The following is a 24,197-nucleotide window of genomic DNA, read 5'->3' on the forward strand; positions in this document are numbered from 1 at the left end:
AGCATAAAGCAGCCTAATATGATGAACTTTTGTGTTTGGGTCAGTTTTGGGAATTTATTGTTCACACAATCATGTGTAAATTCCTGGTCAAATTATTATCTCAATCAAGCAAAATGCAATTCTCAACTTCTCAAAATGCTTGTGGACTCGTTAATTATGTGTAATTTTATAGCAACACTGTTGCAAGATAATAAAAATAGCTTTTTAATGCAACATTGTTGCTTTAAATATTTAAGGATATGAGAAATACGCAGGCCAGGACAGAAATATTAAAAATGATAAGCGATTCGAAAATCGCCTTATCCCATGCTGAAATAGAAAAGAGATTAGATGGATTGTGTAATAGAGTCACGACTTACAGAGTATTAGAGCGCCTGGAAGAACAGGGATATATCCATAAATTTGTCAACATCGACGGTCGTCTTAATTTTGCCGCCTGCCATAATTGCAACGATCAGCATCATCATGATCACGCTCATTTTAGTTGCGTGGAATGTGGTTCTGTGACTTGTCTTGAAAAGGTGGAGCCTATTTATCAGTTACCACCTCAATATCAGGTACAGGAATTTAATTTTACCTTATCAGGAGTATGCCCCAGTTGTAAATGAAGAGCTAAATTACGCTCTTTTATACTTAAAATGCCGGATGTTTATCCATATCCGGCATTTTGTTTAATTGCATATTCTTTTTTTATTCCTAAAAAAAAGAAACAATACCTTCCCTTGAGCAACGCAGATTACTTAAGAGCGGCCATTATCCCCTTGCCCATCTTGCTAGGAAACCAAGACCAAACACAGCGATCAACATAAGGATAATTTCCCAATCTAATTCTTCCTGAACAAGGTAGTTCACATCGGCCTTTGATAAAACTTCTTCTTCCATTTTATACCCCTTGAGTAGTAAAGGTTCAGCATTTCGCGCAACCTTATCAAGCTGTTTATCAATAACCTTTGGAGTTTTACCTGAATCATGTTCTCTAGCTCCGCTTACCGGAGTTGACGTTTCTAACCTTTGGGCCGGCTGGTTTGGCTTTCTCGCGAGCTTCTGTATGTGCCCGAGCTGTTCATACAGACCATCGAGAGTCCCCTGGCTATCCATAATACGTGTCCGCTGCTCTAGATAGGAAAGTAACTTATCGTTACCACAGATGAGATCCGAGCAGGAAAGCCCGGTTTGTTCCACTGTTTCCAGGTAAGCCCTGGTCAATTCATTTATCGTTTTCTCATCTGGCTTCCAATAGTCTTTACGTACTACCTCCAACATTCTGGCTAACATGTTCTGATAAGCATATACATTGTCCGCATCTGCAAAACGTTGCTTGATATCCAACGCGTATTTGTCTTCTACATATACCTGGTGCCAATCTTGCCAGTCCTGCGCGCTTATGGCCTGATCCGTTGTGGCCTGCCATCCCCACATATTATCTGCGATTTGCCCTACCATCCTAGCCCCTGCATAGCCTTCATCCAACATCCCTTTTATCCAGGTTGGATTCAGGTACCGTGTATTCATTTCCCTTCCTATAAATTTATCCAATGACTCTTGACGCATACTTGAGGGATCTGTTAGGTTGCTTACCATCACGTCAGGCTCTGTACCATCCAGTGTTTTTATAGCCAAAGTCATCCCTCCTAGATATTGAAAGAAGTCGTCGTTATCAAGAACACCATACACATTGCTTGAGCGGCTATGAACTACGGTCTTTGTACCCGATAGCGCTTTCTTAAAAAGCGAGAGAGCAAGCTCTTTTCCTGTTATTTGTTGCACTTCGCTTTCATCAGCACCCCAAAATCCCTGCCCGTAAAGATGTCCCGACCGGTTGAAATAAACCTGCGCGACTTCCTGGCTACTTTCCCATTTCTCAGAGGCCTGCACAGCGTTGTCAACACCAATTCCATAGGTACCGCTGGCCGCTCCAAATAGCCTGACCAAAGCGAGACGCTTGCGCAGACCCGCATCTTGCACACCTAAGATTTCCAGCTGGTTTTGGGTTGAATCCGCGTGTTTACGAATGAAATTGTCTGCTTCTGGAGATTCATAAGCCATCGATACCGCTTGATCCAACAGATTCATCATCTGGCCAAACATATCCCGATACAATCCAGAAGGCGTTATCACTATATCTAGGCGAGGTCTGCCCAGAGTCTCCCGAGGAATCAACTCCAATCCCTTCACTTTTCCAAATCCGTCATAGCTTGGCCGAACTCCGAGCAAGTTCAGGATCTGCGATTCCATTATACCCTCATGACGTATAGTTTCCACCGACCAAAGATTAAAGGCTACCTTGTCCGGATAGTTACCCTGATGCTTCTCAGTATATTGTTTTATTAACTGCTCGGCAAGTATCTTTCCAGCTTCATATATTTCAGGAGTGGGTATACGTGAAGGATCAAAAGCATAAAAGTTCTTTCCAGTTGGTAAAGCATCAGGATTTCGCAAAGGATCATTTCCTAAAGCCGGTTCAATATATTTACCATTCAATGCATCGAGTAAAGCTTGCATTTCCGCAGGACCGCTCATCGTGATACGGTTGTAAAACTCTCCTACTAATGCCTCCCGCTGCCCGTTCGTCAGGTTTTTTTCTCGACTGGCCATGGCCAAAGCTGTCATGTGGGCCTTTTCAGGGCCCGGCGAAACCCCAAATGTATGCATACCCATTGGTGTTAGCTTTTCATTCAATTCCTGCAGATAGTGCTCCAATCGTTGTATATCGGTATCCCTAACCGCTATGGTGATACCGAGATCACCTAATATATTGGCTTGCTTTGCCCAGCGATTTATGGCTTTCAAATGTGCATCTGCCAAAAGCGGACTCTTTCCAAGGGCTGTCGTATAATCGTTTATCGCACCAGAGAGCTCTCGCAATTCAGGGCGTAAACCGGCTTGTTGAAAAGGAGGTGTTAAGTGATCAATAATTACCGCCCCACCTCTCCGTTTAGCTTGTGTGCCTTCACCCACGTTATCCATGATATATGGATAAATGTTTATCATAGCCCCTAATAGTGCATCGGGTGCATCATCTGCATCAAGGCCTGCCTCACGTCCTGAAAGCCATTCCAAAGTACCATGTGTTCCCAAATGAATAAGGGCGTTGGCCTGTTGTTGTCTTTGCAGGTATAAATAGAAGGCGATGTATTGGTGATGAGGTGGCAGGCTGACATCATGGAAAAGCGCCTCCTCATTTTCATCCCATCCCCTGGCCGGTTGAGGCATCAGGTGTACTTTCCCGAAGGTTACTTGTGGAAGCACAAAATAGCGCTGATGCTGCTCATTTGTCCAAACCATAATATTTGCTGAATCCGGCTCTCCCCATCTTGCTACTACTTGCCGCTGGAGCCGTGGGTGTAATTCAGCAAACCATTCTTTATACTTTTCTATAGAAATCAATACGGGGTTGTCTTCTTCAACCATGCGCGAGAGTTCGCCAGGTGCCCAGGTACCTATGTTGCGCCCACCTGCCATGATGCGTTCAAAAATCACCTCTTCGGTTATCTGCTTGGGTCCCAAATCATATTTCGATTTCTGTAAAGCGCTTATAATGCTGTGCATACTCTTAGGGAGCACGTTTAAATAGCTTGCACCAATGTTATGCTTTCCCGGGTGTCCATTGTAATAGATAAGTGTTATCTCTTTTTCCGCGTTGGGTTTAGTTCGCAAAGTTGTCCACGCTTTTACCTTTTCCACCAAATGGTTTATTCGTCCAGGGAGAACCGTTTTTTGTTTAAAATGGTTGCCTAAGCTATCCACTACTGTTTCCTGAGTGGCCATTACGGTAGGCTGAACCTGCCCCATGATTTCGGGCCGGACCAAGGCTAAACTGCGCTCTGCTATAGTAATCCCTGTCTTTGAGGCTTCCCATTCTGTTTTACTTTGCGAGAAGGTGATTCCGTTGATGACCGGAACACCCAATTGGGCAAATGCCTTTGCCAATTTCTCAGGCGAACCTCCTGGAAGGGAGGAAAAATTAACCAACACTTCTATTTGTGCCTTTGAATCCGTATCCATACAGAACTCAATAATAGCCTTTTCAAGTGGAAAACCATAGAACAGCATAACGTTGAATCCAGCATCGGAAAGCCCTTGCGCATAGGATCTGATATAATCATCCTGCTGCGTTACGAACTCGTACCGAAAGCCATATAAGCCGATCCAAGGCCCATCAGGTGACGCGCTAGCATAGGCTTCTCGGAAGGTTTCCAAATCTCGATGAAGCTCGTCCGTTCTCCAGTCGATGATGGCATAATCCGGATATACTAACGGATCCCGAAGTACAAAAGAAGTACCCAAATGTCTGTTGCAAAGGAGCTGGACCATTCGTGCAATATTTTCAGGGCTGGGATTCTCAAAATACGAATCCAATAACGGATCGAAACGCATGCCTAAGGCCTTATAATGGGCTGCCTCTGGTGTAGAACCAACGGCATAAACTGCCCCTTGGCCAGCAACTACGGCCTCCAACTGCGGTGAAAAGCGTTGCATCAATTGTGCTGTATGGACATAGCAGACTACAATATCGGAAGAGGCTATAGCAGCTTGTCTGCTTTGTGCAGTTAGGATTTCAAAGCTATCCGTAAAACCCGGTGTGCTTTTCAAAAGCCCGATCGCCCGAGCCACCGGCTTACTGTAGTTATCCGAGACCAGCAGAGCAATGCGTTTAGGTGCTCCTTGCTGCTGCGCCATAGCGGGCATTTGCAACAGCCAAGAGAACACCAGCAACCACATGAACAAACGATAAAGTCTTTTCATTTAATTTTCTGGGATATAAATCACCTGGCCATCGTCTAGCTGATAAGCCGTACCAAGACGTTCGCCTTGCCCAGCAGCTTCCTCAGGTGATATTTTTTTAACCTTAATTTCTTTGCCTTTCTTGCTAATGATCTCGATTTGCCCTTCCCTATTTTTCTGGGTCAAGGTCAGTTCGGTTTCTGGATTAAATAGATCCAGTACATTCAAGGCGGACATCAAAGCAACAATCATCGCTACAATAAGCACGACGCTGATGTCAAATAAATTCGCAACACCACTAATGGGATCCTCAAGCGGTGTATGCGCGTTACCTACTTTACTTCTATTCAATAATCTCATCTTTATCCTTTCCTTTCGATTTGTGTTGCATATGTTTTTTGCTTGGAAACTGCGGACCTCAGCTTTCGCTCCACCATGGCCTCACAAACCAAAAAGTCGCGTGATAACCACTGCTCACGCTTTAAGGAAATCAAATAGGAGACAATACCACAGAGCAGACCAATAATTGTTGCTGTGAAGGCTGTTACCATGTGGTTGGCCATGGCAGACATATCACCGGATGATAGCGTAGAGAGAGATTGTCCCATTGGGATCAATGTTCCCACCAAACCAAGCGATGGTGCAATTTTAACTAGAAATCGGATTCGGTCCAACTTGGCATTTTCAGCCTTCTCCCACCCTTGCACCAGTTCGGTAAGGTTAATATCTGCTTGTTCCTCATCAGCAAGCAGTTGGGATATTTCTGTTTCATAATTTCTTAAAAACGTCTGCGATCTATTTTGCGTCTTGCGTGAGCAGTACTCCCAAGTGAAAGCTCCCAGAGACCACACCACCCACAGCACCATAAGCAAAAGGCCTAAAAAAACCGGTAAATGCAATAAATTTCCGATCTGGAACAAAAATTCTTCAATAAATTCTATCATGATTTTTATATTTTTTTTACAATTGATAATTAACACCCAAAAATAACGTACGACCAGGCGCATAGTAATAGCTCGTAGGGGACGTATAACTGCCATAATACAGCTTGTTGAATAGGTTGTTAATGGTGAAGTTTACCCCTATTGGTCCAATATGCTTTGCCAGTTTCAGATCGAGTATACTAACCGTTTCCATCTTCTTCTCTGCAGTGTTTTCCAGATCGCCAAAAAATGATCCCGTATGTCTTCCCCAGATACTGATATGTCCAATACGAGGGTTGTCGTATATAAGAGCACCCGAATAAATATTACGAGGATTATCGCTCATTTGCTTGCCTTCATACTGTGGGTTTATCTCGTATTTTTTGATTTCTGACTGGTTGTGAAAGTAGCTCGCCTGTAGGGATACAAAAGGCAAGAAATTATATTTCGCAGAACTTTCAAGTCCCCAAAGATTTACTTTACCAATATTGATATACTGTCTTACCGGCAAATTTCCCGGATCAAAGTAATCAGGAACTTGTGAGGCGTCAATCAGCACGGCTGCCAAAAAATCACTATACTGTGAGCTGTAAATCGTGGCTGAGAGCTCCAAATAATCCGAGAACTGGAAATCTACACCAAAATCTATGGAGTAACGCATACGTTCTGGTTTAAGGTCCGGATTACCTAAACGAAACGAGGACCCCAGTGGAGTAGCATTGTACATATAATATGCGCTAGGTGCCCTGAAACCTGTTGCATAAACTGATCGCAGACGCAGCTTATCAAGCAAATCGTAAGTCAACCCCACTTTGGGTGTAAACACAGAAGAGCTTGCATCATCGTAATTGATAACAACCTTATCACCTGACATGTCATCCATAAAATGTCCGTTACGGTTCGCCCAGTGGTCAAATCGCAAGCCCAGATTGGCGTGTAATTTGGGGGTGAAACTGAGGTCATCGTTCAGGAAAAATGAGATAAAATCCTGTCTTCCACTAAAATTTTGATTTCCTTTCTGCGGATAATGTTTACTGGATACTACTTCCGTAAATCGAAGCTCAGCACCTAAAGTAATATCGTTATGCCATACACGGTGGCTCAATTTAGCAATCATACCATAGGTATCCAGAGGAACACGTGAGGTGTAATTTGTATTGTTAAAGGCGTCCTCCCCTGTATTCCAGCTCAATGCTTGTGAAGAACGATTCTGAAGGTTATAATAAACCAGGATATCCGGTGCAAAATTAGCTTGGGTGTTTTGATAACGTAATTGATAGTTTCCCGTCATGGTGCGATCTTCGTAAATAGTTGCCGTTCCAGATATTGGTTCCTGCTGATTAAAATCGGCTGTTGCTACCATAGTTGCTCCACTGTTAAAATCATACCTCAACTTCGTATTCACATTTAGAAGTGTCATTTTTGGCTTTTGATAATAATCATTCCATAGGCTATCGTTCAGGTATTTATAACCATCAGTATGCTTGTATTCTGCAAACACAATAGCACCCCATCGCTTAGCGAAACGTTTTCCAAGCTTTATACTCGCCTGGTAGGTGTTCATCGATCCATAACGAAAATCAGCACCCAGGACAGGCTTGTCCTCAGGTAGCTGAGTCACCAAATTTATAGTTCCACCCATGGAACTAGAGCCATAAATAGAGGAACCTGGACCGCGCACCACTTCCACACGTTCGATACTATTGGCCGCTAAACTATTCCATTCAGAGACCCCACCAGTATACGCATCGTTAATGGGTACGCCATCTTTAAGTACTAAAGTGCGGTTGGCCGATCCAGTACCGCGCAGGATAACACCGGTATGCGTACCTGTCGTTGTTAAGCCGCGATTCCGCTCTACCATCACACCGGGGATAAAGGCCAACGCATCATCAATGGATTGTATTTGCCGCAATTCAGGAGAGCCCTTTTGCAGCACCGATACACTGGAAGAAATTTGTCGAAGCTCTTTAGGTAAGGTAGATGCTGTTACTGTGACTGCATCCAAAAACTGAGGCTTTCTTTTAAGTAACCAATATAGCGTTTGCCCTTCACTGGCCGAAGGTTTCACGGATTCTGTTAAATGCATGTAGCTCATGTGCCGCACTTCGATGTCGATCAGCTTGGTAGGCCGTAGTCTGAACTCACCTTGCTTATTGCTGATAGCAATTATGCCTTTACCACGCTGAATTATGGATGCTCCTTCAACAGGTGTTCCTAGAGAATCTTTGAGTTGAACGATAATGTCAAGAGACGATTTTTTTTGATCCACTTGAGCGGATCCGACAAGAGCTGATAACAGCCCGATCAAAAGACAAGTAAATTGCCGAAAACGGAGTACGGCGACAGAATTGGTAAGGTATGCGTTATACATAAAAAGATTATAAATTATTAATGCAATTATGTTGCAATAATAAGTATAATAATTTTTAAACGCAACAATGATGCATTATAAAAACTTGCTGTTTCATATAAAAAATATATAAGGAACTATAGCGATCAAAGGTGCATTCACAAAAGCAGACGATCAGTAGATCTAAGAATAAATTTTTCCGTACTCTCGCTATTATTGGTGAGACTGCCAAACTCAGCAACCATCTCTCAAACATAGCAAGAGATATCGGTAAGTTGGATCCCGATCCTGACACAAGTTTAATCACCGCTAGCGTGGCTACTGTCCTGACGCTAATCAATGGCGGCCTGCAATAGACAGAAGCTTATATGGCGACTTAACACGGCTGTTCATGCAACAAACAAAACATCCCGCTTGAAAGAACGGGATGTTTAATGTAAAAGCTTTTCTTTAATTTTTATAAGATTAGTTTAAAATGTTTATCTGTAAATAGGATAACAACTGCTGCAATACATCCAAACAGTGCCCCATAAAAATAATTGTAATCCTGGTGGGCAAAATGAGCCGTTAAGGCCCCTACAGCAAAAAGGAATAGCCAGATTACTGCGGCATTCTTGAGTTTATGATTAAAAATGCCGAGGATTAAGAGAATCAATCCGAGAAGTTCTCCAATTCCTATCATAATCGTCCATATTTCATTGAAGCCCAGAACTTTCATTCCATCCATCATATTTTTTTCTTTAAACACTTTAAAAAGACTTGCATATCCAAATAGATACACATAATAAGCAAACGCTAACCAGTGAACTCCTTGTAAAATCATAATACTTTTGTTTTTTTAACAAATCTATTATGTACTTTTACTTTTAACAAGTACATACAAAATAATTAGGTACTAACAAAAATGTATGAAATGAGAAAAAACAACTCTAGCAATACTATTAATAAAAATTTATTAGCCGCCAATTGTGGTATGGCATACACAATTTCGGTATTGAGCGGCCGATGGAAGCTAAGCATTTTAGGTTTTCTACTGAATGGCGATAAACTTCGGTATAGTGAATTAAAACGAAAAATGGAGGGAATTTCCGAACGGATGTTAATTAACCAATTAAAGGAATTGGAGAAGGATGGGTTAATCAACCGGATATCACATCCTGAGGTTCCGCCACGGGTTGAATACCAATTATCAGACAAGGGTAAAACCTTAGAAAATATACTCATCCAATTGAGTACCTGGGGAGAGCAATATGTAGAATAAAAAAAGTACAATTGATCGCAAACTCTCCTGTATATCCGAGCATTTCAGTTCGGGCTTCTCGAATATTCATATCGTAAGATTTATTTTCTCGGCTTCTATTTTTTAATGACCGAACTCGCTTTAAAACCACTAGTGCAAGTAATAGAGTTGTTCTACTTTTACTATACTTTTGACAACCAACTCTATGGGTGCCATATGTATCATTCCCAACCCTACTCCGTTTTTTAGGGAAATTCAGGAGTATGCCTATACTTGATTGTTAGCCAATATTAACTGTCAAATCATAAATTTCCATTAATTAAATTCTTCTAGTATATCGTTAAAGACATGAATAAAAAATCTAGAATTGCTTATTCTCTTAAATATGGTCTCTGTTAATGCATTTTACAAGCTTATGTAGTATTTGTTTTAAATCTCTGCTATAACAAGTTAGTTTGCTGTTAAAATTATTATATTCATACAATCCTAAGAAAATCAAATTTATGAAACCAATATTTTCAATTTCAAAAATCAAATTATCAACACTCTGTCTTAGCGCTATGCTTTTCGCTGGGGCATCAATTTCATATGCGCAAGAAGCACAAGTGAAGCTTTTTGCGCATAGAGGTGGCGCTCATGAGTATGATGAAAACACCCTTTCAGCTTTTGAAGAGACTTACAAGAAAGGAATAAGAGGGTATGAAACTGATATTAGAAGAACCAAAGATGGTAAACTTGTAATTTTTCATGATGATACCTTTAAGCGTATCGTTGGCATTGAAGGTGGAATCGAAGACCTTACTTTGGAAGAAGTGAGAAAGCTAAAAACCAAGAAAGGAAATACGATTCCGACTTTGGATGAATTTGTAGCATTCTTTAAAGATAAACCGGGCGTTTACATTGAGTTTGAAATGAAAACCAATAAGCCTATGTATAGCGAAGCTGAGTTGTATACATACTGTGATGAGATTTATCAGAAAGCCTATTCAAATAAACCAAAGGGGTCAGATTATGTATTAACTTCTTTTGATAAAAGACCTTTGCAATATTTGAAGAAAACTTACCCTGATGTAGATTTGTTATTTATCAAAGGTGAGGCACTCTCACAAAGTGTGATTGACGAAGCCAAGGAAATGGGCATTAACAGAATTGGAGCTAGTGTTCATGGTACCAGTCGAAATATGGTATTAGATGCCAAAAAACAAGGGATAACGGTAAGTCTATGGCCAGGAAGATCTGTTCATGATTTTCTCTTAGGTGTTTATCTGGGTAGTGATTATCTCTGTTCTGATGTACCTATTGCAGTTGCGGACTGGGTAAAAGCAAATGCTCCTCATATAAAAATCAATTAGTGCTTTTTGGCTTGTGTTAGGAAGTTTTTATCTAATAAGAAAAAATATAAAACACTATTTTCAATATGTTACTAACAAAAGGCTGATTTTCTGTGTTATTTTCAATCGTCGATATTACCATTCCAAGTTCCGAAATTCACTGGTTTAACTGGAATCATTCCTAGTTCTTTGTCGATCATGGCGCATCAGTCCGTCGATTTTTAATTCCTAATACCAGTCCCAAACTTCTTTCTTTACCTAGCTCCTGCATATCCCCGTTCTTTGGTAATAAAATCTCTAAAACTTTAGATTTTATTTTTCAGGGTCCTCCTCTTCTTTTATGCATTAGATACATTCAATTTCTTTCTGGTCTTTCGAGCTGTTTTTTGAAAGTCATTGCAACTATAGAACTTTAATGTGATCAAAAAAGGCTGAAGTTCGTCTAAAAAAAATAAAATCTAAACGTGAAAAAAAAGTAAAATAATATAAGAACAAACGTTTGTTCTTGTATTATTTTCATTACTTTAGAGGAACCATAAAAATCAGATTTATTCAATCTTGGTTTATAAATTATAAACACATGCCAATCCTTAGTAATGTATCAAGTAGAACATTTAAGATTTTAGAATTTAAAATCGCTTGGTCAATCCCTTACCCAATCGTTTATTATCAACGACTAAAAACACTTGAAATTTGCAAACAGATCCGCCAAAAACCACCTGATTAAAAAGTACATCACAAACATTAAACATGAAATAAACAAGTATCATTGACATTCATTAACCCAACTAACAAACCGAACGTATGAATATTAACTTGCTTGCACGATATATGATCGTGCTGACATTATTACTTGCATCCATTACATCTTTCGCCCAAACAAAGACTGTTTCGGGAAAGATAACAGATGAAATGGGCAGTCCCGTTGTTGGGGCTACCATAAAAATTAAAGGAAGCTCAGCTGCCACTTCTTCTGGAAGTGATGGCACATTTACGTTGGATCATTCCCTTGATTCTGCTGTATTAGAAGTGTCTTATATTGGTTATATCACCCAGGAGGTACCGGTAACTTCTAACGAATTATCCATTACCCTGCAACCAAGCTCTGGACAAGATTTAGATGAGGTGGTAGTTGTAGGATACGGTACAGTCCGTAAAAAAGACTTAACCGGATCTATTGTATCCATTAATGAAAAGAATTTTAATAAAGGAATCGTAACCAATCCTGATCAATTAATTCAAGGGAAAACCCCTGGTGTTATGGTTATTAATAACACGGGACAACCCGGAGGATCAGTAACTGTTCGGATACGCGGAAACTCATCGATTCGAGCCGGAAATAATCCGTTGTTCGTTCTAGACGGAGTACCTATGTCTGGGAATTCTCCCTTACCGAGTGGTAGAGGCGATTTTTCTTCAGATCGTGGGAATCCACTAACCTACCTAAATCCTGGAGACATTACCAGCATGGATATTTTAAAAGATGCTTCAGCAACAGCTATATATGGCTCACGCGGGGGTAATGGCGTAATACTTATCACAACAAAAAGAGGTAAACCTGGTGAGCCAGCCATATCAGTAGGCGTATCCACGGGAACTTCCAGAATGCGCGAATATCCTCAGATACTGGATGCTAATCAGTTCAGAGATGCCGTGAATTTCTACACACCGGATGAAATTGATGATGTCGATTTTGGCGGTAATGAAGATGCGTTTAAAGCAATCTCCCGACATGCTATTACCCAGAACTATTATGCAGATATAGCTGGAGGAACAGAAAACGGTAGGTATCGCTTGTCAGGGGGGTACATGGATCAACAAGGTATTATTATAGGATCACAGTTGAAAAAATACACGACAAATTTCACGGGAAATTTCCGTTTTCTAGAAAGCAAAAAACTGGGATTAGACTTCGCCTTGTTTGCTACGCAAATGAACAATAAATATGCGCCAGTGAATGCGATGGTAGGTTCTCAAGGGAATCTGATCTCACAAGCATTGCAATGGAATCCAACCCGTCCCTTGAGAGACGAAAATGGTGAATTGACATTCGTTAGTACTACCACTAGGAATCCGCTAGCGAGTATTGAGGCCTTCAAAGACCAAGCTGTGACAAACACCATTGTCGCTAATATCGCTCCATTCTATAAAATTACCAACGAGTTGGAGTACAAGTTTATGTACAGTATAATGAGGCAAATAGGAAATCGAAAAGGTATGTATCGGGCTGGAATAATTAATCCAAGCAATGCAAACAATGAAGAAGCTTTTATCTCGAACAATGCGGAGACAAACCTACAAATGACTCATACCCTGACGTACAACAAACAAGTTACGGACAAATTGAGCATCAATGCGGTTGCGGGTTATGAGTACCTGAACTACGATTTTGAAAATAACATGAGTTACGGTCGGGGATTTCAATATTTAGGACTGGATTACTGGGATTATATGCAGTATACCGCTATAAATACGCGCGATATTGCTTCATACCGAAGCCCAACCAACCAATTGCAGTCACAATTTTTAAGAGGTGCATTCAATTATATGGATCGTTACCTGCTTACAGCAACAGTAAGACGGGATGGTTCCACAAAATTCGGAAAAAACAATAAATATGCTATTTTCCCATCCCTAGCTTTTGCTTGGAATATAGCTGAAGAAGATTTTTTAAAAGGCAACGAGAATATCAATCAACTTAAGCTGCGCTTAGGTTGGGGGAAAACAGGTAATCAGGAATTCCCTTCCGGAGCCGCGTTGAATCGATTTGTTTTTGGAACTGGAGTTTACAACCAAACTAACATCAAAAATGATGATTTAAAATGGGAAACCTCTACCACATTCAATGCTGGCCTAGATTTCTCTTTATTTCAAAACCGGGTTTACGGATCGGTAGATTATTTCCATAAAAGCACAACAGACGCCTTGTTTGAACAGACCCTGGCTCCCCCTGGTCCAAGTGGACGAATCTGGGTGAATTTAGATGGTGAGATTATCAATAAAGGTGTCGAGGTCGCTGTAACGGGAAACATTATAAATCAAAATGATTGGAATTGGGATCTTTCGGCAAATGCTACTTTTCTAAAAAATAGTGTGACTGGTTTATTAGGATATTACGAGACAGCTGCGTTACGAGGTCAGGGGTTCTCTGGTGTGACAGGCCAACGGATGGTAAACAACCAACCGTTAAATGTTTGGTACCTTGCTCAATATGAAGGAATTGATCCGACAACTGGAACCAGTTTATACAAAGGCTTAGATGGTAGCATCAGTACAGAAAATGATCCAGCAACCAATAAATTCTACGTGAATAGCCCTAACCCTGGTACTTTGGTTGGTATTTCTACGAACGTAACTTATAAGAAAATTAGCCTGGGGGTTAATATGAATGGTGCATTTGGTCATTATTTATTTAATAATACTGCGGCAACCACTTTGGGAATTAGCAATCTGTCTTCCAGAAATATTGGGCAATCATTCTTCGACACCAGCGTAAAAGAATCGACCTCCAATTCCGCAGCTCCATCTACTCGATATCTTGAAAAAGGAGATTATATGAAACTCGCTAATATGACTTTGGGGTATAAGATTGGGAATATTGGAAATGCATTTAAAGATGTAAACATTTCCCTAACTGGACAAAATCTATTCATTTTGACCAAATATACAGGCTTTGATCCGGAAGTAAATACTGATGGAGCCTCAGGAGGAATAGCTTCTTTAGGTATCGAATACCTGCCTTATCCGCCTGCTAGAAGCATTTTATTAGGTGTTAACTTTTCGCTTTAAATAAAAAAGAATGACTATGAAATCAAAATATTTAATATACACAACGATAGTAGGTGCCTTGATCTTGACCACATCCTGCACCAAGCTTGAGGAAGAATTCAGAGGAGAATTGGAAGAAGGAAGCGGCGAGGTTGTAGATCCGGCAGCCCTTTTAACCTCCTCCTATACAGCTTTTAATGTTCCATATCAACAAGAACAAAGATGGGTACTTCAGGAAATATCGACAGATGCAGCCATGGCACCTACACGTGGTGGGGATTGGGACGATAATGGTATGCACCGGTCAATTCATCTGCATACTTGGAATGCGGATAACGGCTATATGAATAATACATTTGTCAGCTTGGGAACTTTAGTTTTCAATGCAACAAATGTGTTGAGGTTTGATCCCGACGAGAAACAACAGGCTGAAGCTCGATTTATCCGCGCAGTAGGCATATTTGACTTTATAGATTTATTTGGTGTAGCCCCTATTCGAGAAGGTGAATCCCTGGAAGATTACCGGATTCCACCAAAAGTCATGCAACCCGAAGAGGCTATGGAATATATCATTAGTGAGATAACAGATATATTACCTGACCTTGAAGAAGGGAGTACGAAATCTGCTTATGTAGCCAACAAAAATGCAGCTAGAACCTTACTCATGAAAGTGTACTTAAATAGAGGTGCATTTGCAAACCGGCAATCCCCTACCTTTGACCCTGCCCACATGAACCGCGTAGTCGAACTGGCCAAAGAAATTACTGCATCAGGGGTATACAAAATTTCTCCTGCAGGAAAATATTTCGATAATTTCGCGCCCGATAACGATCAGAAGTCTACCGAAAATATCTTCACGCTATATAATCAAAATGGAGTACGTGGCGGTAATGTGGATCGCACCTGGAATACGATTGCCCACTATAACATGAACCCAGGTGGTTGGAATGGCTGGTGTACATTATCAGATTATTACGACAAGTTTTCTGCTGCGGATGAAAGAAGAGGTATCTATTATAATTATCCTGCAGATACAACCTCCAACAGAACCAAAAGCTTTAAGCGACAAAATGTTGGTTTCTTTGAAGGTCAACAATATAACTGGTCAACAAACAAACCTTTGATGGCAAGAAATCCAGCTAATTCGCCATTGGTATTCACCAGAGAAGTAACTATAAGAACTTCAGGTGCCACTTTAGAGACAGCTGGAATCCGTCCAATGAAATACGCTTTTGATTATGCCAGCAACGGACAACGTAATAACGATTGGGTGGTATATCGTTATTCAGATGTGTTGTTAATGCAAGCTGAAGCAATATTGAGAGGAGCAACAGGAACTCCAGCTGAAGCTTTACTTTTAGTGAATTCCATTCGCGCGGAGCGTGTTGGGACTCTACTACCCTCGCTTACATTGGAAAGTTTACTTGATGAACGTGCTAGAGAACTCTACTGGGAAGGTTGGAGACGTCAAGACTTAATCCGCTTTGGAATGTTCTTGCAAGCATGGCAGGAAAAAGATGCAGATCCAGATCCAAAAACCTTGGTCTATCCTATTCCGAGTCAACAAATTGCTGTAAACCCGAACTTAACACAACATCAAGGTTATTAAAAAGCATCAATAAAAATGAAAAAGTCTCCCTTGCTGGAGACTTTTTTACTCAGTTAATTTTGATCGAGTAGATAAAAGGGAACCTCATCCCTAAATGCAACAAAAAATCGAGTTAAACCCAAAGAAAATGAACCAAAGAAAAAGTAGTTAAAAACCGACCGAAGAATGAGTAATTACTAGACCCTTATACATTAGAATTTCTTGGTCCCAAAAACTGATCTTGGCAAAAACTAGGTAATGAATGGTGGGAACTATTTGAGACAATGAAGATGCTAAGCACGCTGGAAGTTCAGTAGGAAGTACAGTAGGAAGTACAGAAGGTGAGTTTTAAGTAACATTTTTATATGAATTATCTTTTGCAAGTTTTTTTACGTTTTCTTTTTATACTATTCGAAATTTAAGAATGAAGTACCTTGGTTTGGAGCATTAAGTGTTTTAACTGTCTGTAGTTCAACTATTATTCTCGCAATTTACAAGCGTTGGGTTTACGTAAAATATGGACAAATATATTGGATTTCCCTGGACGTCATAAAAAATCGGGGCGAACGAGTAACAGCCAACCCGAAGGTTCCGTTGTTTCTTCGTTGTCAAGCATTTCCACGCCAAAAACTTGCCTCGGAGCAATAAAAGACAGTAAGCCTTCGTCAAAATCATATTCCTGCTGACCATATCTGAACATTCCACATACATTTCTTTTTAAGCCTATGGTGTAAAAATCCTGAATCCAGGTTACCTGATTATTTTCAATCGAATTTACCCAAAAACACGCTAAAAGTGGAGCGAGAAGTCTACGAACAGCTCATTCTTTTTTTAAAGACCTTCGAAAACATATTTTATACTGTTTTAAGCCCCCTAATTTTAACGTATAACTTAATTAGATGGTAAAATAAAAGCCCTTAAAAGGGCTTAAATCTATCTTGTTTTTATAAAATTACAGAGTTGTGCAACGGTTACCGGTGTTCTCAATAGTTCTTTTGCTGTTTTATTAAAGGCCATCTTAATTCATTAAATGTTTGACAGAAAATCTTCCAAGGTCATCTCTTTGTCCAATCCAAATTTTTGTTTTAACCGATACTTAAACATCCGTACGCTTTGAGGTTCAATGTGCAGCGCTTGAGCGATTTGTTTGGTGGTCATTTTGAGATACAAGTAAGTGCAGTACTTCAGATCGAGCAGTGTGAGTTTTTGAACGGCTTGGTCACTTAGCCGCTTAAAAAAATCGGGATGAAGTTCCTGTATCTGCATTTTGATCTCTTCAAAATCGGAATGTAACAACATTTCCTCTTTGATCAATTTCTGTATATGGCCAGCCTCACCGCTTTGTATCTTATCATGAATCTGTTTGAGGGTATCGTTCTTTCGATCTATGATCAATGTATTAGCCAATACTTCCTTTTCCAGCTGTTGGCGTCTTAAGTCCAATAATTCCTGCTCCACGGTCATACGTGCCTGCTCTTCTTTTTCCAACATCAGTTGTATATGTGCCTTTTGTTCGGCATCTTCCTTTTCCCTTGCTAATTTCTTTTCACGTTCTATCGAATACCGTAGCCTGAAATGATACGACACAAACATAAAAACCAATCCGAATAACAAAGCAATGGCAATTCCGCCATAAAGATAATTCTGTTTCCTGCGAAAATCCTCACGTTCTTTCAACAGTTCAAGCTCTTGATCTTTCTTCTCAGTTTCATATTGCACTTCTAGCTTTTGTGCATTGAAAAGCTGTTGTTCGTTGAATGACTTTTTTAGTAAGTCTTCGGCTCTTAACTGATAGGTTAAAGACGCCTTTATATCATTTCTCTTTTGGACAAGAGCAGCCAGCTCTTTATTCACTACATATTCCAATTTGTAATGGTTTGAATTATCATCCATCAATAGATTCAATCCCTGTAATAGATAGTGCTCTGCAAGGTCCAGATTGCCCTTTTGGTGGGCAAAACTGCTTTTAATACCATATACATTGATCCACTTCTCGGAAGATGCCTCCTTGTTTTTTAGTTTCTCTTCGGCAAGCGCCAAATATTCAATAGCCTTCTGTTCACGTTCTTTTATATCCTCAGTTGAATGATCCAGATAATAATTGGCTAAATTAATGCAAGTGATTGCGAACGTATTGCCACTAACTTTCCCCGGATTTTCATACTGGAGGAGGAAAGACTTATTCAAATAGTAGTAACTGCTATCGAGCGACGACTGTTCTTTGTTTTTTCGATACCTCGCCAGATACATACTCGAAATACCGTTATTTGCATTTGCCTGAAGATTTATATTGCCTACCTCGATTGCATATTTCTGTGAATTTCGGATATATTTCTCCATCTTTTCAGCAGCATCCCATTTACTGTAGGCGCCATATAACAGGTAATTGAGGTGGTATTTCGTGACCAGATCTTCTTGGCTGTCTTCTACATATTGGAGACCTGCAAGTGCGTCTTTTACTACAGCATCAGGAATACCCATCGTGTTGTTTAAGTAGGCTTTGGCCCTGTATGCAGCAGCCAATGAAACATCGCATTTTGATTTTCTGGCACTTTCCATACTTAAATCGATCAGGCGCTTTGCCGTCAGCAGGCTGTCCATAGCGACATATATACTGCTTTTATAAGCATACAGATAAGCAAGGTCAGCGGGAGCAATGGTCGATTTAATTCCTTCATTCAAAACTTTAATCGCCTCACGCGTTTGGTTTTGTAATTGGAATTGCTCCAATTTAGTCAATGTCACTTTTGTCGAGGGCAAGATATGCTGCGCTTTTACGGACGAACAAAGCAAAAAAATAATTAATGGGTATAGTATATAGTTCATTTTCGCGCTGCTTTATCTACAATAAGAAACAAAGTAATGAAAAAAGCAGTACATATCCGAACAATACCCTCTTAAAACAGTCATCATGAATATTTATAATCAACTGATAATCAATAACAAATAACACATGTAGATACTTTGTATATACAATTATAAAAGCTGTAGATGGTTTGTTAAGGGTGAAGAGAATGATTGTTTGTTTCTTTATACCGATTTTTGTTCAAACAAAATTTATATAATTATGACTCCCAAAGTTCAATCTATTTTAAGCTACATTGGCATTTTATGGCTGGTCGCCTATTTTGGTGGAAAACAAGAAAGAAATGACTTGAGCAAGTACCATTTAAAACAAGGTCTTGGACTGTGGATAATCGCTGTAATTTTTAATATCGCAATATACATTGTTGTACTAATCATCCCTTCTCTGGTTACAGTACTTAGTAGTTTTAGTATTATTTTTTTGATCTTGATGATATTCGGGATCATCAATGCCGCGAATGTGGTCAAAAAACCTTTGCCCGTCATCGGTAAGATGTTTGAAGAAAAATTTGATTTTATTAATCAGTAAAACAGTTTAGTGCCTTTCAAATGGAAAAGAGAATGATGAATCAACAACAAACTCTGGATCTAAAATTTATTCCGAATGTCAATAAAGAAGAATTTGAGGATGTACTTTTAGATTGCAAACAATCCTTAAAAGGGAACCTGTGGGTAAGGATCCCGGCACTCTTATTGTTTTTAACTATTGCCGGCTATAATTTTTTTATTGCAGGAAAAAGCTATTCCATTTCAGATTACAATAACATAAAAAACACAATGGTTGTTATCCTCGGTTTTATTGTTATTGTCTTGATTATAGCTGCTATTATGATGATAAAACGTCAGCTTTCCGCATCAGGAGTTTAAAAAAGAAGTTAATTTCGTACTGAAATCCTTTGTCGGCGGACGTGGAATTTAAAGGTTATTTATAGAGAACAATTACTACAAACTTGTAATATCAACAAAAAAATTATGTGGATAAAAGTAGCAGACATCAGCCTTAAACAAGTAGACGCAAACCATTTGGAAAATCCGAAAAACCCCGACACTCCAATGGTGCTCGATTTATTCCAGCGGCAAATCGGAACTGCATTTTGGATTGTTTATAACAAGAAAGTTTTTCCTCAATTTTTAGATACACAGTACGGAAAAGTTATTCCAAAAAGAAAGTGGACGGATAAAATGAAAACTTTTGCCCAAAGCGAAATTGAAAAAATGCCTCCACAAAAAGGTCGGATTAAAGTAACCGTTTTTGGTTGGCTGTTGCTTTTGTTCGCCTTTGGCACAATGGGATACCTTGCTTACGAAGGCTTGCAGGCTCCTGCAAAAGCTGCAAAATTTAAACAAAGAATAGCCGAAGCATCCACTGTTCACGAAGGTGATATTTATATGGGCCGTATAGGAGTGTATAAAGAAAAAGGAAACCCACTGGGGATGAAAGGTGCTTTTGGTTTTTTTAAAGTGGTGAAAATCAACGGAGATACCTACCAGATTGCAAGAAGCGTGGAAATGAGCAAAACCGCTAAGCCTAAAGAACAATTGAACAGTACCGATTTTGAACAGGAAACGATTGCTGTTAAAGCAAAAGAATTGGAGGCTTATCATAAATCATTTGTTTCACAGGATGGGCTTGTAGAAATTTATTTTAACGAAAAAAAAGAATAAAATGTGAGCGATTTCAAATGATAGACATATGAAATATATAGCGAAGACATTAGGGTAGACTTCCCCGTTTTGGTAGACTTCCCCGTTTTTCAGACCAATTAAAAATGTTAAATTAGTTGTGTTAAACATTATGAAGAAGAGCAAATTTTCGGAACATCAAATTGTCAATATTCTAAAAGAATATGAATCAGGAAAGTCTACAAAGGATATCTGCAGAGAGTACAGCATATCCGCACCAACATTCTATCAATGGAAGCAAAAATATGGTGGTATGGATGCCCAACATTTGAAAGAGTTAAAAGCATTACAAGAAGAAAACAGCCGTTTGAAGCGTATGTTTGCAGATTTAAGCTTGGATCATCGTATTTTAAAAGATATAATCGAAAAAAAGCTCTAAAGCTTTGTGAACGTAAAGAGCTGGCAGATAGTGTTATTGAATCAGAGGGGATCAGTATTCATAGAGCTTGTAAAATTGTATGTATGAGTCGCAGTATGTATTACTATACTCACAAAAAAGACGATCAAATAGTCATCGACAAACTTATGGATTTATCATCGAGGTATCCTACGTTTTGAGACGTATTTTGGTAAGATCCGAATGGAAGGTATTCTCTGGAATCGTAAAAGAGTTCTTCGAGTGTATCGAAATATTAATTTAAAGCTTAGAGTGAAACGCAAACGCCGTCTTCCAACAAGAATTAAAGAGCGATTATTTGTCCCAGGCGCGGCTAATGATACATGGTCGATTGACTTTATGAGCGATTCTTTGGCTAATGGAAGAAGGTTTCGAGTAATCAATATTATTGATGATTATAATCGAGAAGCATTACTCAATGAAGCTTATTATTCTATTCCTGCAACTAGGTTGGTGCAAAAAATAAGAGAAGTATTACTTCATCGAACCAAACCAAAACGTATACGAACAGATAATGGCCCAGAATTCATCTCTAAAGTATTTAAAGACTTTTGCGAGGAACAAGATATTGAAATACAATATATACAACCAGGTAAACCTGCTCAAAATGCATATATCGAACGTTTCAACCGTACATTTAGAGAAGACGTTTTGGATGCGTATCTATTTGAATCTATAAATCACGTTAACGCATTAGCGTATGAGTGGCAAATTGATTACAACAGTAACCATCCACATAAAGCTCTAAATGGATTAAGTCCTTGGTTATTTGCTAATGAAGCTTTGGTTTCTTAAAGCGTATTTTTATATTTATTCACTGTTTGAAAAAGGGAAAGGCTACAGCATAATAAAGATCTTTCCACCATTTTGTATCATTTAGGAATATTATAATTGCTGCCAATGGCAAAATCAAAAGCAAAATGTAATATATGTTATTACAACACATAATCTAGGTTTATAAATAATTGAATCAGTTAGTTAATAATAAAAAAACATAAAAAACTAGCAAGAGCTAGTTTCGCTATGCTATTGCTGCTAATAAGTAATTTCATCTATGGGGTTATTTTTGTGTCGTAACTTTGTGCTATAAAAGTATATGATCTGTTTGTACTTGGATTGTTTGCAAAATAAAGAACGTATATACTGTCTCCCACTTCATATTCTTCATTTGTTGTGTGTCCTGCGAATCCCGTGTCGTTTACCTGAAACTTATAATCTATATTTATAGTTCCTTTCGCGCCTACCTTCTTCCTGGAAGTAACAATGCCTTTACCAAGCTTACCTTTATTAGCTAATTGATAATTTTCGATTGTTTTTTCGCTCGCTCCATAAATAAAACGTCCTATTAAAAATAACATCAATAATGTCAGGAGATGTATCTTTCGTGTTTTGATATATAGGTACCAATTAGATATTTTAAAAAAAGAGCTATGCTTACTATACTCGTTATTATTCATCTTCAATCTTACTTATTTATATCAAGCAAAGTCCAGCAAATATCCACACAATAAATAATGCAGAGAAGTTTGAAAAATCACTTATTAGCGAGTGTTTAGGGAAGTTGTATCTGCATAAATCGACCAATGGTTTCTTTCATTTAACTTTATCCGATAATTACCAATCTGATAATAATCTACTTCCATAAGGGATATAAAATTTTCCTTCGGATAAATCTTTTTTAGCTCAAATCCATAAGCATGGCCTTTTTTGATTTCATCATTATCATTCACTCCTCCTACTCTTGGATAAATTATCGTGAATATAGAATCATTCCGGGCTGCTTCTATAACATATACACTATTAAGCTTAGTAATTTTCGATACTTTTAGATTGCCGTTATTTACTATTTTGATATTATCAGCTTGCTTTATACTACTACACGCAGATAATATTATTAAAACGATTGGTATATTTTTTTTTATCCACATAATTGATAATTTTAATCAGCGGATGCTATCCGTATGAAAAACCTTTCCCTTGATCGAATACTGGCTACGTGTGTTGCCAAACCGATCCAAAGTTATAACTCTTGAGGTAATTGTTGGTTGCAGGGTTGCTCGATTATGTGCATCAATATAAACTTGATTAGTCACGTTTCCAAATTTGTCTATTGAAGCATGTGGTGTACTCATACCACTATTCAACGCGATTTTTCCACCTTCGAAGCTTTCTGTAACTTCGTGCATCATTAGTTGACCGATATTTCCAGTTATTGCATCACCACGTCCAAGGATATCGGGATTTACTTCTTGTCTAGTGTCCACTCTAACAACATTTCCTTGACTATCTTTAATTACGTTGTTTCCCATAAAGGCTCCTCCAATATGCATATGATTTGTAGATGTCGAATTTCCAGGGTTAGCGAACACGGAGACGTTAATCTTATCACTATTTCTTGGAACCACAATAATTTCTTGCTCACCTCCATTACAACTAAACATCATGAACAAAACTATAAAAACCGAAATTATTTTCATCATTTAAAGTACTCTTATTCTTTCTTATTCCATTCCTCTACGGGATAATTATTTTTTCCTTGTTTAACACCTGTAAAGGTACCGTCATTATTAAACTGAACATTCACGTTCACTTTGAATAATGGTTTTTTATTATCGCTGTATAAATCTAATAAACCTTCTCCATTTGAGCACCCAAAAAGAGCTTCGTTATACTTGATTAATCAGTTAAGTCAAATAGCTTTGGTAAACGGCTCACAGAAGTGAGAAAAGATAAAAAGATGTCGCAAGACGAAGTGAGCAAACTCGCAAAGGTTCACGGTGCTGTGATTGGCAGATATGAAAGGGACGAGGTAAAACCGTCCATTGAGATGGCCACGCAGTTGGCCGAAGCTCTCGAAGTGTCTCTGGGTTATCTGGTGGGTTCTACAGATGTGCTTTTGGAAAGAAGTATCGTAAACCGTGTACTCGACATCCAGAAACTGAAAAAGACCGAAAACAACACGTCTTCACCCTTCTTGATGCTTTTATCAAGCAGACCAAGATGCAGGCTATTATGTAATATGCAAAAAGCGGAAAGATTTACTGGACGGAAAAGTAGTTTCTATAAAACAATAAATGCCCAATAGAACATTTAACCCAACCCCAAAATAAATTATAAAATATTGCTCTTTGGACAAACAGGGAGGACAATTGCTATTATCTAAACAAGGCTCGCACAAAGGTTGAAAGTACTTGTATAGAAAGAATAGTACTGCGTTAATTATAAAAAATTTGAATAAACAACTGTTAATCACTTTATTTATTTGGCCTGTTTGTGTCAATTTCATACTTAAATTCTTTACCTGCGTTATTCTTATCTTTTGAC

Annotated in this window: 19 protein-coding genes and 1 pseudogene; 11 read left to right on the forward strand and 9 right to left on the reverse strand. The window is 38.9% G+C overall.

Annotated features, from left to right (window positions below):
• Window positions 1–239 precede the first annotated feature (239 nt).
• The gene (locus AC6CHH_RS05620; RefSeq protein ID WP_498280596.1) at window positions 240–608 is read left to right on the forward strand and encodes a Fur family transcriptional regulator; all 369 of its coding nucleotides are present in this window, start codon (window positions 240–242) and stop codon (window positions 606–608) included.
• Window positions 609–753: 145 nt separating this feature from the next.
• Here the strand turns inward: AC6CHH_RS05620 and AC6CHH_RS05625 are convergent, their stop codons facing one another.
• The 5 genes from AC6CHH_RS05625 to AC6CHH_RS05645 form a co-directional block, all read right to left on the reverse strand.
• Window positions 754–4,746 (reverse strand): cobaltochelatase subunit CobN, encoded by a 3,993-nt coding sequence (locus AC6CHH_RS05625; protein WP_498280599.1) that lies wholly within the window; start codon window positions 4,744–4,746, stop codon window positions 754–756.
• Window positions 4,747–5,076: a DUF2149 domain-containing protein gene (locus tag AC6CHH_RS05630; RefSeq protein ID WP_498280601.1), complete on the reverse strand. Its 330-nt coding sequence runs from the start codon at window positions 5,074–5,076 to the stop codon at window positions 4,747–4,749.
• 11 nt (window positions 5,077–5,087) lie between these two features.
• On the reverse strand, window positions 5,088–5,669 hold the full coding sequence (locus tag AC6CHH_RS05635) for a MotA/TolQ/ExbB proton channel family protein (RefSeq protein ID WP_498280603.1): 582 nt from the start codon (window positions 5,667–5,669) through the stop codon (window positions 5,088–5,090).
• 16 nt (window positions 5,670–5,685) lie between these two features.
• Entirely contained in the window at window positions 5,686–8,022 is a 2,337-nt protein-coding gene (locus AC6CHH_RS05640) for a TonB-dependent receptor (protein ID WP_498280605.1), read from the reverse strand.
• A gap of 436 nt (window positions 8,023–8,458) precedes the next feature.
• Window positions 8,459–8,824, reverse strand: a complete 366-nt coding sequence (locus AC6CHH_RS05645) for a DoxX family protein (protein WP_498280607.1) — start codon at window positions 8,822–8,824, stop codon at window positions 8,459–8,461.
• Between the two features lie 90 nt (window positions 8,825–8,914).
• On the opposite strand from AC6CHH_RS05645, the gene AC6CHH_RS05650 reads away from it, so the two are divergent.
• From AC6CHH_RS05650 to AC6CHH_RS05665, 4 genes are all read left to right on the forward strand, one after another.
• Window positions 8,915–9,262 carry a winged helix-turn-helix transcriptional regulator gene (locus AC6CHH_RS05650; RefSeq protein WP_498280609.1) on the forward strand — a complete coding sequence of 116 codons (348 nt, stop codon included), beginning with the start codon at window positions 8,915–8,917 and terminating at the stop codon, window positions 9,260–9,262.
• Window positions 9,263–9,744: 482 nt separating this feature from the next.
• Window positions 9,745–10,593 carry a glycerophosphodiester phosphodiesterase gene (locus tag AC6CHH_RS05655; RefSeq protein ID WP_498280611.1) on the forward strand — a complete coding sequence of 283 codons (849 nt, stop codon included), beginning with the start codon at window positions 9,745–9,747 and terminating at the stop codon, window positions 10,591–10,593.
• A 783-nt stretch (window positions 10,594–11,376) separates the two neighbouring features.
• Window positions 11,377–14,361: a SusC/RagA family TonB-linked outer membrane protein gene (locus AC6CHH_RS05660; RefSeq protein WP_498280613.1), complete on the forward strand. Its 2,985-nt coding sequence runs from the start codon at window positions 11,377–11,379 to the stop codon at window positions 14,359–14,361.
• Window positions 14,362–14,377: 16 nt separating this feature from the next.
• On the forward strand, window positions 14,378–15,949 hold the full coding sequence (locus AC6CHH_RS05665; protein ID WP_498280615.1) for a RagB/SusD family nutrient uptake outer membrane protein: 1,572 nt from the start codon (window positions 14,378–14,380) through the stop codon (window positions 15,947–15,949).
• A 1,005-nt stretch (window positions 15,950–16,954) separates the two neighbouring features.
• Here the strand turns inward: AC6CHH_RS05665 and AC6CHH_RS05670 are convergent.
• A complete protein-coding gene (locus AC6CHH_RS05670) occupies window positions 16,955–18,754 on the reverse strand; it encodes a helix-turn-helix transcriptional regulator (RefSeq protein ID WP_498280617.1) in 1,800 nt (599 codons plus the stop codon).
• Between the two features lie 241 nt (window positions 18,755–18,995).
• On the opposite strand from AC6CHH_RS05670, the gene AC6CHH_RS05675 reads away from it, so the two are divergent.
• From AC6CHH_RS05675 to AC6CHH_RS05695, 5 genes are all read left to right on the forward strand, one after another.
• Window positions 18,996–19,322, forward strand: a complete 327-nt coding sequence (locus AC6CHH_RS05675) for a DUF4870 domain-containing protein (protein WP_498280619.1) — start codon at window positions 18,996–18,998, stop codon at window positions 19,320–19,322.
• A gap of 20 nt (window positions 19,323–19,342) precedes the next feature.
• On the forward strand, window positions 19,343–19,660 hold the full coding sequence (locus AC6CHH_RS05680) for a hypothetical protein (RefSeq protein WP_498280621.1): 318 nt from the start codon (window positions 19,343–19,345) through the stop codon (window positions 19,658–19,660).
• 105 nt (window positions 19,661–19,765) lie between these two features.
• Window positions 19,766–20,458: a hypothetical protein gene (locus AC6CHH_RS05685; RefSeq protein ID WP_498280623.1), complete on the forward strand. Its 693-nt coding sequence runs from the start codon at window positions 19,766–19,768 to the stop codon at window positions 20,456–20,458.
• Window positions 20,459–20,588: 130 nt separating this feature from the next.
• Window positions 20,589–20,855 carry a transposase gene (locus AC6CHH_RS05690; RefSeq protein ID WP_498280625.1) on the forward strand — a complete coding sequence of 89 codons (267 nt, stop codon included), beginning with the start codon at window positions 20,589–20,591 and terminating at the stop codon, window positions 20,853–20,855.
• A 270-nt stretch (window positions 20,856–21,125) separates the two neighbouring features.
• Window positions 21,126–21,668 carry a transposase gene (locus AC6CHH_RS05695; protein ID WP_498280627.1) on the forward strand — a complete coding sequence of 181 codons (543 nt, stop codon included), beginning with the start codon at window positions 21,126–21,128 and terminating at the stop codon, window positions 21,666–21,668.
• Window positions 21,669–21,925: 257 nt separating this feature from the next.
• Here the strand turns inward: AC6CHH_RS05695 and AC6CHH_RS05700 are convergent, their stop codons facing one another.
• From AC6CHH_RS05700 to AC6CHH_RS05710, 3 genes are all read right to left on the reverse strand, one after another.
• Window positions 21,926–22,330, reverse strand: coding sequence for a hypothetical protein (locus AC6CHH_RS05700; RefSeq protein WP_498280629.1), 405 nt, complete (start codon window positions 22,328–22,330; stop codon window positions 21,926–21,928).
• Window positions 22,331–22,414: 84 nt separating this feature from the next.
• Complete coding sequence (locus AC6CHH_RS05705) at window positions 22,415–22,801, reverse strand: hypothetical protein (protein ID WP_498280632.1); 387 nt, start codon at window positions 22,799–22,801, stop codon at window positions 22,415–22,417.
• A gap of 15 nt (window positions 22,802–22,816) precedes the next feature.
• Complete coding sequence (locus AC6CHH_RS05710; RefSeq protein ID WP_498280635.1) at window positions 22,817–23,353, reverse strand: hypothetical protein; 537 nt, start codon at window positions 23,351–23,353, stop codon at window positions 22,817–22,819.
• A 230-nt stretch (window positions 23,354–23,583) separates the two neighbouring features.
• Between AC6CHH_RS05710 and AC6CHH_RS05715 the strand changes: the two are divergent.
• A pseudogene (locus tag AC6CHH_RS05715) lies at window positions 23,584–23,958 on the forward strand (helix-turn-helix domain-containing protein); the annotation flags it as partial.
• Between the last annotated feature and the right edge of the window lie 239 nt (window positions 23,959–24,197).

The organism is Sphingobacterium sp. GQ94 (assembly GCF_059758715.1).

Excerpts from the sequence above, each read along its gene's own strand:
- AC6CHH_RS05620 (WP_498280596.1), top strand. The coding sequence starts at position 240 with ATGAGAAATACGCAGGCCAGGACAGAAATATTAAAAATGATAAGCGAT.
- AC6CHH_RS05625 (WP_498280599.1), bottom strand. The coding sequence starts at position 4,746 with ATGAAAAGACTTTATCGTTTGTTCATGTGGTTGCTGGTGTTCTCTTGG.
- AC6CHH_RS05635 (WP_498280603.1), bottom strand. The coding sequence starts at position 5,669 with ATGATAGAATTTATTGAAGAATTTTTGTTCCAGATCGGAAATTTATTG.
- AC6CHH_RS05640 (WP_498280605.1), bottom strand. The coding sequence starts at position 8,022 with ATGTATAACGCATACCTTACCAATTCTGTCGCCGTACTCCGTTTTCGG.
- AC6CHH_RS05645 (WP_498280607.1), bottom strand. The coding sequence starts at position 8,824 with ATGATTTTACAAGGAGTTCACTGGTTAGCGTTTGCTTATTATGTGTAT.
- AC6CHH_RS05650 (WP_498280609.1), top strand. The coding sequence starts at position 8,915 with ATGAGAAAAAACAACTCTAGCAATACTATTAATAAAAATTTATTAGCC.
- AC6CHH_RS05655 (WP_498280611.1), top strand. The coding sequence starts at position 9,745 with ATGAAACCAATATTTTCAATTTCAAAAATCAAATTATCAACACTCTGT.
- AC6CHH_RS05660 (WP_498280613.1), top strand. The coding sequence starts at position 11,377 with ATGAATATTAACTTGCTTGCACGATATATGATCGTGCTGACATTATTA.
- AC6CHH_RS05665 (WP_498280615.1), top strand. The coding sequence starts at position 14,378 with ATGAAATCAAAATATTTAATATACACAACGATAGTAGGTGCCTTGATC.
- AC6CHH_RS05670 (WP_498280617.1), bottom strand. The coding sequence starts at position 18,754 with ATGAACTATATACTATACCCATTAATTATTTTTTTGCTTTGTTCGTCC.
- AC6CHH_RS05675 (WP_498280619.1), top strand. The coding sequence starts at position 18,996 with ATGACTCCCAAAGTTCAATCTATTTTAAGCTACATTGGCATTTTATGG.
- AC6CHH_RS05680 (WP_498280621.1), top strand. The coding sequence starts at position 19,343 with ATGGAAAAGAGAATGATGAATCAACAACAAACTCTGGATCTAAAATTT.
- AC6CHH_RS05685 (WP_498280623.1), top strand. The coding sequence starts at position 19,766 with ATGTGGATAAAAGTAGCAGACATCAGCCTTAAACAAGTAGACGCAAAC.
- AC6CHH_RS05690 (WP_498280625.1), top strand. The coding sequence starts at position 20,589 with ATGAAGAAGAGCAAATTTTCGGAACATCAAATTGTCAATATTCTAAAA.
- AC6CHH_RS05700 (WP_498280629.1), bottom strand. The coding sequence starts at position 22,330 with ATGAATAATAACGAGTATAGTAAGCATAGCTCTTTTTTTAAAATATCT.
- AC6CHH_RS05705 (WP_498280632.1), bottom strand. The coding sequence starts at position 22,801 with ATGTGGATAAAAAAAAATATACCAATCGTTTTAATAATATTATCTGCG.
- AC6CHH_RS05710 (WP_498280635.1), bottom strand. The coding sequence starts at position 23,353 with ATGATGAAAATAATTTCGGTTTTTATAGTTTTGTTCATGATGTTTAGT.